We start from the raw sequence: 13,740 nt of genomic DNA, 5'->3' as shown, positions 1-13,740 counted from the left end.
GGATTACGACTGGACCGCGGCAGCAACGGCAACGTTTTTACGCCGTGCGCGGCGTAGTGCAGGAATGTCGGCAAGGCGGATACCTTCCGGCAGAAACAGATGCTTCGAGTGGCCGACACGTTGAGAACGGTAAATGCCGGTATGCCCCGAGAATAGGTAGCTCACCACGCAAGCGAGTGCGGCATAGACGCCGATGTGCATGCCAAACAGCTCCATCGCCATGATGGTCGAGGCGATCGGGGTATTCGCCGCTCCCGCGAAGACCGCGACAAAGCCGAGGCCTGCAAGCACGGGAACCGGCAATGCCAGCACGTGGCCCAGTGCATTGCCCAGCGTCGCACCGATGTAGAAAAGCGGTGTGACTTCTCCCCCCTTGAAACCCGAAGCGAGCGTGACGACCGTGAACGCGAATTTCCCCGCAAAGTCATAAACCGGCAGGTCGCCACGGAACGCGGCCTCAATCGTCGGAATACCGAGACCAAGATATTGCGGAACGTTAAGTAGCGTCGCCATGATGGCAACGACAGCACCCCCCACGAACGGACGCAACGGTGCCCACGTGAGCTTGCGCTTCATCAGCGCCGACAACGCGTGGGTGGAATCGGCAAACAGCATGCCGACCACGCCAAATATCATTCCGGCGATCACCGACGAACCCAGACCGAGCGCCGTGACGGGGGGCAGGAACGGAATCGAATAAACCGTGTGGTGAATGCCCCACATACGGCAAACCTGGTCTGCCACGACTGACGAAGCCAGACATGCCAGCAACGCGTCATAACGCAGCCGGCCGATTGCCAGCACCTCGAGCCCGAAGATGGCCCCGGCCAGTGGCGTACCGAATACCGATGAGAAGCCCGCAGCAATCCCGCCCATGAGGAGAATACGGCGATCCTCGTTATCCAGCCTGAACAGGTGGGTGACCTGGTCGGCGAGCGCCCCACCCATCTGGACGGCAGTGCCCTCCCGGCCAGCCGAGCCGCCAAAGAGATGGGTGACGACTGTGGCGGCCAGCACCAGGGGCGCCATGCGCTTGGGAACGATTTTCTGCGGGTCGTGGACCTCGTCGATGAGGAGGTTGTTGCCGCCCTCCACCGGCTTGCCGACATGCTGATAAACCCAGCCGGTGATCAGACCTGCGACAGGTAGAAGCCACAGTAGCCACGGATGGCCGACACGTGTGTCTGTTGCGAGATCAAGGGAATAGAGAAAGAATGCCGACGCCGATCCCGCGAGTGCGCCGAGTAGACACGAGAGTAGCAGCCATCGCCCAAGGTAGGGCACCATGGCAACTTGCTCGACAGATTGAAGACGCTTCATATTTTCCAGATTTGAAAGATATCAAACCTGGGTGGCAGGACGCCACTACAGACGGCCCACGACCTCCCGCACCCAGGATCTCGTAGGCATCATCAGCCGGTCGACCCGGCGGTTATTCGGAGGAATGCCATCTCCGGGGTGCGATTCTAAACGAAGATGTTTCCGCAGCGCAACAACGTTATCGAACTGGAGATGCCATAGCGTGGCGTAAAACTGACTATGACTTATGACCCATCAAACATTTTTTTCCGAATCCTGTCCAATGAGGCACCGTGCGTCAGGGTCTGGGAGACAGGCCAGACGCTCGCCTTTATGGACGTGATGCCGCAGGCAGACGGCCATGTCCTGGTTATACCGAAAGAGGCAGCATCGACAATCTTCGACCTTTCGGAAGAGGCCGCAGCCGCGTGCATCGCGTCTGTTCAGCATGTAGCGCGCGCAGTGCGCATCGCGCTGTGTCCCGATGGGCTATTGATCGCTCAGTTGAACGGCGAAGCCGCCGGGCAGACCGTGGGGCACGTGCATTTTCATGTTATTCCGCGTTGGAAAGGCATCCCGCTGCGGCCACACGGCAAGATTCAAGTCGCCGCAGATGAACTGGAAGCAGTGGCGCAACGTATACGCCGTGCACTGTGATGAGCCTGGCGCTCGCCCGTCGGGCATAAGTCGGCCGTCGGACATAGGGTGGCCGTCGACTGCAATCGGCCAAAGGACAGCTCCGAACTATCGCTATACAAACCGGCCTCCCCGGATCGGGGACCTATCGCTACAGGACGCATGCATGCGAGTCAACTATCTGATCTCCGATCGCGCCGCACAGTACCAGACGATCGCCTTGATACTGATATCGATGTTCTGTTTTGCGGTCGTCGATGCGCTGGGCAAAGCGGTGGCGCTCAACTATCCGGCGAACGAAGTGACTTTCTTCCGCATGCTGTTCGGCGTCGTGCCCGCTTTTCTCGTAAGTCTCCGCGGAGGGGCGATGACCGCCCGGACCCGAAATATCGATATTCGCGGACAGACAACGCGCGCACTCACGCTTCTCGGCGCCTCTGCATTGTTTTTCGCCGGCTTGCCGTACCTGCCCCTGAGCGAGGCCGTGGCCATTGTTTACTCGGAAGCGATCTTTGTCATTGTCCTGGCTCCGTTTCTACTCGGGGAGCGCCTGATCGCCCGAAATGCCGTCGCGGCATGCGTCGGCTTTATCGGTGTCCTTCTGGTGGTTCGACCTGAAGGCGGCCTGTCAAATCTTGTTGGTCCGTGTTTGCTGCTGATGAGCGCGCTGTGTGGTGCTCTTTCCATGATCCAGATTCGAAAGTTAAAAACCAGCGATGATTCAAGCATAACCGTTCTCTTCTTCACATTTTTTGGGACCGCAATAACCGGCCTTTCTCTCCTGTTTGCGTGGCGCACGCCGTCGCTCAAGGACCTGTCCATCATGGCACTGCTGGCTATGTTTGCCACGGCTGGCCAGCTTCTCTTTACGGTGGCAGTAAGGCGCGAAAGTGCAGCAAGACTTGCCCCCTACACCTACACCAGTATCATCTGGGCAACGCTTTTCGGCTTCTTCGTGTGGGGCGAGACGCTTGATCTCGTACCCGCGCTCGGAATAATCGCGATCGTCGGAAGTTCGATTGCTGTTGCCGTTAGGGAAGAGCCGCCCGAGGGGCCAGCGGTTTAGCACCAGCACATGAATGGAGGCGGCCTTCCTGGCTGTGATTCAGTGCTGTCGCCAAGCGGCCTTTGCGATAGCTCAAGGTCCCATGCCTGATGACAGCGACACGATGTCGACGGCGTTGAGGGCTCAAGGACCGGCAAACGGGATCGTTCCCCCCCGGTCATCCGAAATGGGGCGTTCGGCAACCCTTCGTGATTATCCGTTCCGCGTTAGCTTGCCTGTTAGGTCGCCGTCTTCCTGACCGTTCGATCGCGGATCACATTCGCATCTTTAGGAATGCGAGACTTTTTCAAAGATCCGCGTGACGTAGCTTCTCTGGACAAGAACCCCACAGCCCCGGAGATGCCCACATGCGCCTTACAAATTTTATTTTGCGAGACATGGAGCCAATTTTGGTCGAGTGGGAAGCCTTCGCCGCGTCGCTGTTGCCCGAGGCGACGGATATGGGACCGGTAGAATTGCGCGACCACGCGCAATCCATTCTTCATGCGATTGTGAACGACTTGCGTTCCTCGCAAACCAGAGAAGCCCAGCAACAAAATTCCAAGGGACGAGCGCCCCTCCCAATCGACGCGACCGAAACAGCCGCAAACGCATGCCCGCGCTGATCTCACCCAGTATGAGACGTTCGACATAGCGGCATAGATCGCCCACAACCTCTAACCCTCTGCCATGAGGGTTATGCTCACGTCGATGGAATTGGCGACCTAATCCTTAAGATGCTGCGACGGTGGGTTGAGCTCGATTACGCGCCGTACGGGATCCAGCAACGCCCATAGATGTACAACTGGCAGCAGTTCACGAGGGTTTCAATAATGCTGCCACGTGCTCAGCCGTCGCCCTGGCCGACATGGGGTTCTGCCCGGTCACCAGCCTGCCATCGACAACGACATTCGAGACGAACGGCAGCCATGCCTTTTCATAGCGCCCGCCGCGCTGTTTCATCTCCTCCTCGGCGTTGTAGGGCATCTTCGCAGCCACGCCTGCCAATACTTCTTCCCGCCACGAAAACCCGGTGATACGCCGCCCGCCTACCAGCAGTGAGCCGTCATCCAACCGCGTGTTCAGCAGCCCGCAATAGCCGTGGCAGACCGATGAAACGATCCCGCCGCGTTCATGGATGGTACGGGTGATGCGCTGTAACTCGTCACAACCGGGGAAGTCCCACACGACAGCATGCCCGCCGGTGAAATAGATCGCGTCGAACACCGCCGGGTCGATTTCGTCCGGTCGCGCGGTGCATAACAGCAGCGCCATCCGCGCAGGATCGGCCAGCCAGTCCTTCACGGACGCATCGGCGAGCGGCCATTTCAGCGAGCGAGGCTCCAGCGGCGAGCGGCCACCCAGCGGGCTCACGATGCGCTGATCGTACCCATGGGCGGCAAAGACCTGCCACGCGTGGGTTAGCTCCGATAGCCACAGGCCGGTCGGCTGCGTCGGATCCTGGTAGTGAGCGACGTTCGTGACCACGTGAAGTATTCGCCTGGTCATGCGCAACCTCCTCGTACCGTCTGTGGCGCGAACCAGGCCTGAGTGAAATGTCTGTCCATCTCGTAGACCTTTCCAGTAAGGAACCCGTTGATGAACTCTAACGTTGAATAGAACTTCAATGTCAAGCGACATACGCAACGGGGTACGACGCCCTTCTAATGGCGGCGCCGGGCCCTCGTGGTGGTCGGGGCTCTTTCGGCCTCCACCAACCGCATTTCCGACAGAACACGTCGCGCGTTGGCGGCACAATCCATGTCCTGCGGCCTGGCCTCGATCTGCGCCATCAGTTCAACCAGTTGAGCCTTGCTTTGCGCAAGCTGTGCCTGCAAGGCTTCGATGTCCTTCACCTTGCGGCTCAGCGTGTCGAGCAGGGTGCCATGTTCCCAGTTGGCGAGGTCGCGAGGCAGTAACGTGCGCAGTTCGTCCAGGCTGAAGCCCGCGCTCTGCCCGGTCGCGATCAGCTTGAGTACCAATACCGCGTCGTCGGGGTAGCTGCGATAGCCGTTGTTCTGGCGCTCGACCGACTTGAGCAGGCCAATGCGCTCATAGAAGCGGATGCGCGAGGTGGTCAGACCGGTGCGCTCTGCAAGTTCTCCAATTTTCATGATCGCGGTGCTTCGAGTGTTCACAGGGTTTGACATTAAACTTTACTTCAAAGTTAACCTTGGGTCCATCGCACGAAGAGGTGCAATTTCATAGAGGCGGACTGCATGCAGACGATATTGGGGGCGAACGGCCAGATCGCCGTGGAACTGGCGCGGGAGCTGCAGCGCAAATACACCAGCGACGTGCGGCTGGTCAGCCGCAACCCACGCAAGGTTAGCGACACCGACACCCTCGTGTCCGCCAACCTGCTCGATGCGAAGCAGACCCTGGATGCGGTCAAGGGAAGCAGCATCGTCTACTTCACGGCCGGCCTGTCGCCAGACACGGCGCTATGGGAAGCGCAGTTCCCCACGATGCTGAAGAACGCCCTGGATGCCTGCCGCGTAGCGGGCGCCAGCTTCGCCTATTTCGATAACACCTACATGTATCCGCAGGATGCGCGGCTATTGACCGAGCGAGCGCCTTTCGCCCCAGTGGGCCGCAAGGGCAAGGTGCGCGCGGCGATGGCCTCGATGGTGCTCGAAGAAATGGCGCGCGGCGAGGTCCCCGTACTTATTGGCCGGGCGCCTGAATTCTATGGTCCGGGCAAGACGCAGAGCTTCACGAACGCGCTGGTCATTGAAAAACTCCAGGCCGGCAAGAAGCCGCGTGTGCCCGTGCGCGACGATACGCGGCGCACGCTTATCTGGACGCCCGACGCGAGCCGCGCGCTGGCGACCCTGGGCAATGCTCCCGATGCCTTTGGCCAGACCTGGCATCTGCCGTGCAGCGACGACCGGCCGACGTACAAGGAGTTCGTCGCGATGGGTAGCCAGGCTTTTGGGCGCAAGCCTGACTATTCGGTTATCAGCAAGTGGACGCTGACCGCTGCCGGGCTGTTCTCGAAGCAGGTGCGCGAGCTCAGGGAATTGCTGCCCCGCTACGAGCAGGACAACCTTTTTGATTCCACGAAGTTCAAGCGCCGGTTTCCAGAGTTCGATGTGACGACCTATCGGGAGGGCCTGGAGCTGATCCGGAAGGAGTGGCCGGGTAAAGTGGCGTGAGCATCACTTATTGCTTGACCTTGAACTACACTTCAAGGCTATGGTTTTAACGATGTCCTGATCAGGCGGATTCGCCTTGCACGACTCTTTTCGCGCCGTGCAAGGCGCCGCTCGATCCTCACTTCAACCTGCAGCCACCAAGCAAGGAGTCGAAGTCATGACGTACGTTACGACCCAGGATGGGGTTCAGATCTTCTACAAGGACTGGGGCCCGAAGGATGCGCAGCCGCTGGTGTTTCATCATGGCTGGCCTCTAAGCGCGGATGACTGGGACGCGCAGATGCTGTTCTTCCTCTCCCAGGGTTTCAGAGTCGTGGCGCACGATCGCCGTGGCCACGGCCGGTCGTCCCAGGTCAGCGAAGGGCACGACATGGACCACTACGCGGCGGATGCCTCGGCGGTTGTGGAGCACCTGGACCTGAAGAATGCCGTTCACATCGGCCACTCGACCGGTGGAGGCGAGGTCACGCGTTATGTCGCGAAGTATGGCCAGCCTCAGGGGCGTGTGGCGAAGGCGGTGTTGGTCAGCTCGGTGCCGCCACTGATGGTCAAGACGGATAGCAACCCCGGCGGCACACCGGTTGAGGTATTCGATGAATTCCGCGCGGCGCTTGCCGCCAACCGTTCGCAGTTCTATCTCGATGTTCCGACGGGGCCATTCTATGGCTTCAACAGGGCCGGTGCGAAGGTTTCGCAGGGCATTATCCAGAACTGGTGGCGTCAGGGCATGATGGGCAGTGCAAAGGCCCACTACGAAGGCATCAAGGCTTTCTCGGAGACCGACCAGACCGAGGATCTGAAAGCGATCACGGTGCCAACGCTGGTTATGCAGGGCGACGACGATCAGGTTGTACCCTACAGGAACGCTGCGCTTCTTCAGGACAAGCTGCTCGCCCACAACACACTCAAGATCTATCCCGGCTACCCGCACGGCATGCATACGACCAATGCGGACGTGATCAACGCCGACCTGCTTGCGTTCATCCGCGCATAGCCTCCCGGGGGACAATCGGAAAGGTGGTTACCGACGCCTGGTTGATGGGCCGATTTGACCGTTGAGACTAGACCACCTGCAGCAGCCCCGACCCCGGAAGGCGCTTGACCAGATCAGCGCCCACCAGTCTGGCTGGTGTGTAGGCGCCGCCCGCGGGGCGGGCCGCCATCAGGTGTTCGACCACGGCCAGCGAGCCGGTAATGGTCAGGCTATAGCCGTTGGCGGTGCGGATGCGTGCCGTCTTTTTCTCTCCACGTGCATTGGTGACTTCCCCCCAGACGAAGGTGGGCATCTTTGCACGCTTTTCCTCGCTGGGGCCCTTCACCGTCCTGGCGATGCGCGCCTTGATCAGCTTTTGCACCCAGGATAGTCCCAGCAATGGCCGGATATAGTTGGCACGCCTGGCGTTGGCGATCATGCGGGGCGAGCCGGGGATGAACACCTGGATGTTCGGAATGCCGGTGGTGTACCAGGCGGTGGATACATCGCCCCAAGGGATAGTCATCGCGTCTTTCTCGCCGTCGCCGAAGTCGATGCGGCGCACCTCGTAGGCCAGCGGCACAGTGACGATCTTCCCGTCGCGGCGCACCTTGCCGCCCTGAGCCAGCCCCTCGACGGAGGTCTTGGCGGTTCCGGGCGAGAAGCCCGAGCGTGAGTCAAAGCCCAGCGCGAGATGCGTGGCATCCGGCAGCGCCGCTTTCAACGCTGCGGCCACGCAGTCGGTGGGGATAACGTCGAAGCCCACGCCAAGGCACAGCACCACGCCAGCGTCCCGTGCGCGGGCATCGAGCGACTGCGCGTGCTCGAATACGGCGATCTCGCCGGTGATGTCCAGATAATGCACGCCGGCGCGCAGGCAGGCTTCCATCATCGGCGCTGCGGTCGCCGAGAACGGGCCGGCGCAGTTCAGCACTAGCGCATGGCCCTTGATTTGACCAGTCAGCGCCGCCACGTCATCGAGGCCGAACGCACGTGCCTCCAGCCCCAGTGTACGCGCCAGTTCCTCGACGCTTTCGCGCCTGCGCCCCGCCAGTACGGGCTTGAGCCCCCGCCGTGCCGCTTCGCGGGCGATCAGCTCGCCGGTGTAGCCGTTCGCGCCATAGATCATCCAGCGCATGCGCTCGGGACTATTGCTTTGTTCATTCATTGCATCGCTCTTGGTGGGAGAAACCGCCATCGGCCGCCCACGGCCGGGCAGCTTACACGGGAATTGATCGACTATTCTCGCGAGCCAAGTTGCATTTCCGACAGCACGCGCCTGGCATTCGCGGCGCAATCCATGTCTGCAGGTTTAGCTTCAATCTGCGCCAGCAGCGCGAGCAGGTGCGCTCTGTTCCCGGCAAGCTGCACTTGCAATATCTCGATGTCCTGAACCTTGCGGCGCAGGGTGCCGATCAGGTCGCCATGTTTCCAGGCGGCCAGCTCGTCAGGCAGTAGCGCGCGTAGCTCATCCAGGCGGAAGCCTGCTTTCTGCGCGGTCGTAATCAGCTGGAGCACGAGAACCGCATCTTCGGGATAGCTGCGGTAGCCGTTGGCCTGCCGCTCCACCACCTTCAGCAGGCCAATGCGCTCGTAAAAGCGGATACGCGACGGCGCGACGCTCGTGCGCAGGGCGAGTTCTCCGATCTTCATGGCGATGACGCCTTGTTTTTTCCCAACGTGAGCGAGATGGCCATGTCGGCGAGCCTGCCGAAGGGCGCATGCAGCAGACCGGGGAAGTTCCAGCGGCCCTGCACAAAGACGCCCTTGGCGTGGCTCATCGCACGGAAACCCTCAATGCCGTGATAGGCCCCCATGCCGCTCGGGCCGACGCCGCCAAAGGGCAGATCATCCTGCGCCACGTGAATCAAGGTGTTGTTGATGCCGACGTTGCCGGATGTGGTCTGCGCCAGAAGCCTTGCGCAGTCGCGGTCCTCGGCGCCGAAGTAGTAGAGCGCAAGCGGGCGGGGGCGCGCGTTCACATAGGTGATGGCCTCGTCGATGGTGCCGTAGGTACGCACCGGCAGGATGGGGCCGAAGATCTCCTCCTGCATGAGGGGCGTTTCATCGCCCGCATTGACGACGAGCGTCGGCACCAGGGTGCGCTCGCGCCCAGGCATGTGGGCAGGGCGTTCTCCCACCTCAATCACGCGGGCGCCATTGCGGCGCGCGTCGTCGACCAGCCCGCGCAGCCTGTCGTAGTGGCGATCGCTGACGATGGTCGTGTAGTCGCGGCTCGCGGGGCCATCCGGGTAAAAGCGATGAACCGTGTCGGTGTACCTGGCGATAAAAGCTTCCAGGTCTTCCTTGTGCACCAGAGCGAAATCCGGCGCCACGCAGGTCTGGCCGGCGTTGGATAACTTGCCGTACGCCAGGCTTTGCACGGTGCGGTCGTTGACGTGGCCACGCGCCACGATGGCGGGACTCTTGCCACCCAGCTCCAGGGTCACGGGTACCAGATTGTCACTGGCAGCGCGCATTACCTTGCGACCGACCTGCGTGCTGCCTGTGAACAGCAGGTGGTCAAATGGCAGTGCACTAAACGCGGCACCGACCTCTGGGCCGCCCAGCACCACGGCCACCTCATCTTCCGCGAAAGCCCCGGCCAGCATATCCCTGAGCGCCTCGCTGGTGCGCGGGGTCAGCTCCGAAGGCTTGAGCATGGCGCGGTTGCCAGCGGCCAACGCGGTGGCCAGCGGCACCAGCGTGAGGGAGACGGGATAGTTCCACGGCGCCATCACGCCCACGACGCCCAGCGGCTGGTATTCGACCCAGGCGCGCGCCGTGTGTCAACGTCGGACTCAATTTCCTCAGAATCGTCGAAGTAATTTTCCCCACCCAGTGAATTTGCGGTGATCAGCCGCTGAATGGATCAGGTGAGCTCTTTCGGGGGCGACCCGGGCGTCGGCGCGCAGGATCGACTGGTGCCGGGTTTAGGGCGGATGGTCTGTTGCGCAGGTGGTCAGGCAAGAGATCGGCATGCTCTCGCAGTCGGTATGACGAACCTTCAATCTGAACGACGATCGCGTGATGCAGCAACCTGTCGAGCAGCGCTGCTGCGACGACGGTGTCGCCGAACACTTCTCCCCATTCGCCGAAGCTGCGATTGGACGTGAGGACGATCGCGCAGCGCTCGTAGCAGGCATTGACGAGCTGGAAGAACAGATTGCCTCCGTTGGAGCCGATCGGCAGATAGCCGATCTCATCGACGATGAGCAGACTGTTGCGCGCAAGGAAACGCACACGCTGGGCCAGGTTGCCTTCGCGCTCGGCTTTCGCCATCGAGTTGACGATTTCGGCCAGTGAGCCAAAGTACACGCTCTTGCCGGCGCGTATCGCTTCAACGCCCAGCGCGATGGAGAGGTGTGATTTGCCGGTTCCAGGCGGCCCGAGGAAGTGAACCGTCTGACGTCGTTCGATGAACTCGAGTTGCGCAAGCGTCATGATGCGATCGCGGTCAAGGCTCGGCTGGAAGCTGAAGTCATATCCGGCGAGCGTCTTGACGGTGCCCAGTCTCGCTGTCTGCAGCGCCATGCGAATACGCCGCGTCTCGCGCGTCGTGAACTCTTCGCCCAGCAACGTCTCCAGCACTTCGAGCATCGAACTGTCGCCCTGTTCGAAACGCTTCAAGGTGGCATCCAGCGCTTCGAGCGCACGCGGCATACGCAAGCCAACGAGGTAACGCTGTATCCGCTCGACGGTTGAGGTTGGAACGCTGCTCATGCACGCCTCCCGGCATCAGCCAGACGCCTGGCCACCTGATCGTAAAACGACAGCGGCCGACGTCCGACACCAGCCGTGCCAGACGATACGTCGCGCGCCGTCTGCTGCCTGCGCTGGCCCGCGTTCCGATGGCCAGGCAACAACGATGTTCGTCGCCGGCCTTCCAGCACGGGATGCACTGCGAGCAGTTCGCCGTCCTCATAGATGCGGATCTCGTGAGCCAGACTATGGACGTCGAGCGTGCGCCTGCGGGTGCGGTCGGGCACGCTATAGTAGTTGCCGCCGACCGAGACCAGACCTTCATGGCTCACGCGCCGCTCGAGTCTGATGACGCCATTGAAGACGCCGGCAGGCAACACCTTGAGCGCGGGGCGTTCCTCCCGGAAGTGCTGCATGACAACGCGATGCGTGGTGCCGTGTACTCGTGAGTTGGCCACTGTGTCGAGCCAGTTGCGCAACTGGCGGTTCAGATCGGCGAGATTCTGGAATCGTCGTGCGAGGAAGAAGTCCTGCCGGATATAGCGATAGGGGCGTTCGACCTTGCCCTTGGTCTTGGCGCGATACGCCCTGCACGCACGCGGAGCGAAACCATAGTGCTGTGCAAACGCGACCAGCTTCGCGTTGTAGACGATGTGCTTCTCGACTTCGCCCAGCACCGCTGCCTTCATTCGGTCGTACAGCACTTCGCGTGGTACACCACCAATGTGCTCGAACGCTTCCATGTGGCAGCGCAGGACAGTCTGCAGGTCCTGATGTTCGACGAAACGTCCCCACAGATAGCGGCTGTGCCCGAGCACAATCGAGAACAACCAGATTGAACGACGCTGCCCCGGGACATCGTCGAACTCAACATTGAAGTGTGCGAAGTCTACCTGCGCCTGGTGGCCAGCTGGCGTCTCAAAGCGCACCTCGAAGCCACGCTGCCGCGGTGGCCGGACTTCCCGAACCAGGTCGCCCAGCGCTGTCCGACCGCCTGCGTAACCCATGGCCTGAATCTCCCGCAACATTCGCTCGATACTGAGGTCCGGATACTCACGCACACGCTCGGTCACGTAGTGAACAAACGGGTCGATGACGCACGGCCGCGGTGCGCGTGGACCGTAGCGAGGCGCCTGAACACCACCCTTGATGTATTTGCGAATGGTCTTGCGGTCCATACCCAGTCGAGCGGCGATGGCCGAGATGCTCAGCCCCTGCCGGTGCAGTTCCAGAATCGTCATAACCTCTCCCAGCTCGATCACCGACACCCCCTCGACGGATCCGTAGCGGGATATGGTCGGTGATCGGGAGGGCGACGCCGCTTACGCGGCGCCGCCAGACAAAAACTGGGGAAAATTACTTCGACGAAAGTGGGGAGTATCTATCCGACGCTGACAGCCGTGCGGTAGAAGAAATGCACATGGCGGCGTTCGCGCTTCATGAAGCGGCGCAAGTGGCTGGAGAGATAGTCGATGGCCTGGATGACGCAGGACAGCTCCATGATGTCGGTCTCATGGCGCGAACGGTTGCCGAAATCGGCACTGACCGCATCCTTGATTGCTTCGCGGTGTGCGAGCACGGCGGCACGCAGCCGGGCGAGCCGGGCCTTACGCATCGCCAGGTCCGGCGGGCCGTCGTGGAGGAATGCGTTGCGCTGCCGGCTCAGAAGGTTGGCCATGCGAGCGTTGTCTTCAGTCATACGGTCTCTCCCGGTTTCTGGACGACTGCTGTCAACGCCTGGCGTCGGATTTGAGCAGCTTGGGTGCGTACAGCGCCGCCTGGAAGTCGGGCACGTACTCGTACTTGAGCATCTTTCCCAGCTTCAGCGACGCCATAAAGCGAGAGAGGCTGCCGTCCGTCAGCATCAGCTTCACGGCGTCCGCGCTGGACGTGCTGGCGTGCCGCAACTGGCGGGAGGTGGTGTAGCCGGTGGTCAACCGCCCTTGCGGGTCGAGGTTCGTGAAGCTGTTGGTCACCAGTGTTTCCTTGCTGGAAGAAACGTCGAGCTTTCGTGTCTGAAGCGTGACGTCGAGCGCCTGGGTCTGGCTGTCGAAAATTTTGACGACGACGTCGTTCTCGCCCTCGCTGTATTCGATGCGCGTGAGCCACTTGGGCAGGTTGTAGCCAACCACGCCGCGCACCCGCGCCAGTTCGGTATCGACAGGCAACTTCAGCACATAGCCCCAGAAATCATCGGAAAACGACTGGCCCATCAAGGAGAATGGCCCCCAGTTTGACGAACCGGGTTTGTTGGTGACGACGGCCAGGCCGATCTCGTTGTAGCTGTCGTTGTCACAGTAGTGGTAAGCGTAAGCGGTCAGCGCGACAACGCCTCTGCCCGGCCACACTTGCAGCGGCTGCACCTGCTCCAGCAACTCGGGCGGTATCAATTCCCGCAGCCGTGCGAGATCGGCGGTGAAGATGGCCGTTACACGGCTGTTTTCGTAATAGAAGTTCGGCGACCAGCTTTCGAAGCCGATGTCCACCTTTTCCTTGGTGATTCCCTTGAACCAGCTCAGGTCGGTGGCCGGCGACTCGGCGGCGATGACGGAAAGCGGCGGCCTGGAGCGAAAGCGGTCATACAGGCCGCCTTTAACCACGGGAACATCGTGCAAACCGATCTTGATCAAAACAGTTTCGGCAGCCGGAGCGGCCGTGGCTGTGGCCGGCAGGGAGGTGTCGACGGAGGGAGCCAGCGAAGTGCTTTTCATGCTCTTGCCTCGAAGGTGAAATGGCATCACCGCCGAGCATAAGCTTTAAGCTAACTTCAAGGTCAAGTCCCTCGGGCCACTTCACGCTTCATGGAGCATCGCGCGTCGACAATGTGCCGCTACAGGTCGCGTTACGCGTTGAGAGTGCACAAAGTCCAAGTTCAACTTTCGAAGCCTGTGTCTTGAGACAGTGGCGGGCGGGTACCCCTGTTCTTT

At 61.0% G+C, this 13,740-nt stretch carries 13 protein-coding genes, 2 pseudogenes and 1 riboswitch; of the genes and pseudogenes, 5 read left to right on the top strand and 10 right to left on the bottom strand.

What is annotated here, in order from left to right; translation table 11 throughout:
- Window positions 1–3: 3 nt before the first annotated feature.
- Window positions 4–1,320 carry a voltage-gated chloride channel family protein gene (locus D0B32_RS29075; RefSeq protein WP_117337785.1) on the bottom strand — a complete coding sequence of 439 codons (1,317 nt, stop codon included), beginning with the start codon at window positions 1,318–1,320 and terminating at the stop codon, window positions 4–6.
- A 76-nt stretch (window positions 1,321–1,396) separates the two neighbouring features.
- Window positions 1,397–1,464, bottom strand: a riboswitch (Fluoride riboswitch).
- Between the two features lie 75 nt (window positions 1,465–1,539).
- On the opposite strand from D0B32_RS29075, the gene D0B32_RS29070 reads away from it, so the two are divergent.
- The 3 genes and pseudogenes from D0B32_RS29070 to D0B32_RS29060 all read left to right on the top strand — a co-directional run.
- A complete protein-coding gene (locus D0B32_RS29070; RefSeq protein WP_117337784.1) occupies window positions 1,540–1,956 on the top strand; it encodes an HIT family protein in 417 nt (138 codons plus the stop codon).
- Window positions 1,957–2,101: 145 nt separating this feature from the next.
- Entirely contained in the window at window positions 2,102–3,001 is a 900-nt protein-coding gene (locus D0B32_RS29065) for a DMT family transporter (protein WP_117337783.1), read from the top strand.
- Between the two features lie 347 nt (window positions 3,002–3,348).
- Window positions 3,349–3,588: pseudogene (locus tag D0B32_RS29060) on the top strand (sensor histidine kinase); the annotation flags it as partial.
- 208 nt (window positions 3,589–3,796) lie between these two features.
- On the opposite strand, the gene D0B32_RS29055 reads toward D0B32_RS29060, so the two are convergent.
- Together D0B32_RS29055 and D0B32_RS29050 are read right to left on the bottom strand one after the other, a co-directional pair.
- Complete coding sequence (locus D0B32_RS29055; protein WP_117337781.1) at window positions 3,797–4,489, bottom strand: type 1 glutamine amidotransferase domain-containing protein; 693 nt, start codon at window positions 4,487–4,489, stop codon at window positions 3,797–3,799.
- A gap of 155 nt (window positions 4,490–4,644) precedes the next feature.
- Complete coding sequence (locus D0B32_RS29050; RefSeq protein ID WP_117337780.1) at window positions 4,645–5,094, bottom strand: MerR family transcriptional regulator; 450 nt, start codon at window positions 5,092–5,094, stop codon at window positions 4,645–4,647.
- A gap of 105 nt (window positions 5,095–5,199) precedes the next feature.
- Between D0B32_RS29050 and D0B32_RS29045 the strand changes: the two genes are divergently transcribed.
- A complete protein-coding gene (locus D0B32_RS29045; protein WP_117337779.1) occupies window positions 5,200–6,138 on the top strand; it encodes an SDR family oxidoreductase in 939 nt (312 codons plus the stop codon).
- 157 nt (window positions 6,139–6,295) lie between these two features.
- Window positions 6,296–7,132 carry an alpha/beta fold hydrolase gene (locus tag D0B32_RS29040; protein WP_117337778.1) on the top strand — a complete coding sequence of 279 codons (837 nt, stop codon included), beginning with the start codon at window positions 6,296–6,298 and terminating at the stop codon, window positions 7,130–7,132.
- 67 nt (window positions 7,133–7,199) lie between these two features.
- Here D0B32_RS29040 and D0B32_RS29035 read toward each other — a convergent pair whose 3' ends face one another.
- From D0B32_RS29035 to D0B32_RS29005, 7 genes and pseudogenes are all read right to left on the bottom strand, one after another.
- The gene (locus D0B32_RS29035; RefSeq protein WP_117337777.1) at window positions 7,200–8,279 is read right to left on the bottom strand and encodes a trans-acting enoyl reductase family protein; all 1,080 of its coding nucleotides are present in this window, start codon (window positions 8,277–8,279) and stop codon (window positions 7,200–7,202) included.
- Window positions 8,280–8,350: 71 nt separating this feature from the next.
- Window positions 8,351–8,764 carry a MerR family transcriptional regulator gene (locus D0B32_RS29030; RefSeq protein ID WP_117337776.1) on the bottom strand — a complete coding sequence of 138 codons (414 nt, stop codon included), beginning with the start codon at window positions 8,762–8,764 and terminating at the stop codon, window positions 8,351–8,353.
- Window positions 8,761–9,879 (bottom strand): annotated as a pseudogene (locus D0B32_RS29025) (aldehyde dehydrogenase family protein); the annotation flags it as partial. The pseudogene D0B32_RS29025 and the gene D0B32_RS29030, both read right to left, overlap by 4 nt.
- 88 nt (window positions 9,880–9,967) lie before the next feature.
- Entirely contained in the window at window positions 9,968–10,834 is an 867-nt protein-coding gene (istB, locus tag D0B32_RS29020; protein ID WP_117337775.1) for an IS21-like element helper ATPase IstB, read from the bottom strand.
- On the bottom strand, window positions 10,831–12,054 hold the full coding sequence (gene istA / locus D0B32_RS29015) for an IS21 family transposase (RefSeq protein WP_117337774.1): 1,224 nt from the start codon (window positions 12,052–12,054) through the stop codon (window positions 10,831–10,833). The genes istB and istA overlap by 4 nt, the downstream gene beginning before the upstream one ends.
- A gap of 140 nt (window positions 12,055–12,194) precedes the next feature.
- On the bottom strand, window positions 12,195–12,512 hold the full coding sequence (locus D0B32_RS29010; RefSeq protein ID WP_117337773.1) for a hypothetical protein: 318 nt from the start codon (window positions 12,510–12,512) through the stop codon (window positions 12,195–12,197).
- Between the two features lie 31 nt (window positions 12,513–12,543).
- On the bottom strand, window positions 12,544–13,524 hold the full coding sequence (locus tag D0B32_RS29005; protein ID WP_220444977.1) for an acetoacetate decarboxylase (ADC): 981 nt from the start codon (window positions 13,522–13,524) through the stop codon (window positions 12,544–12,546).
- Window positions 13,525–13,740 lie beyond the last annotated feature (216 nt).

Origin of the sequence: Paraburkholderia sp. DHOC27, from assembly GCF_003429005.1 — a bacterium.
In the GTDB taxonomy this organism is placed as follows: domain Bacteria; phylum Pseudomonadota; class Gammaproteobacteria; order Burkholderiales; family Burkholderiaceae; genus Paraburkholderia.
Note: the sequence above shows the minus strand (reverse complement) of the source record. Positions and strands in the feature narration are given on the sequence as shown.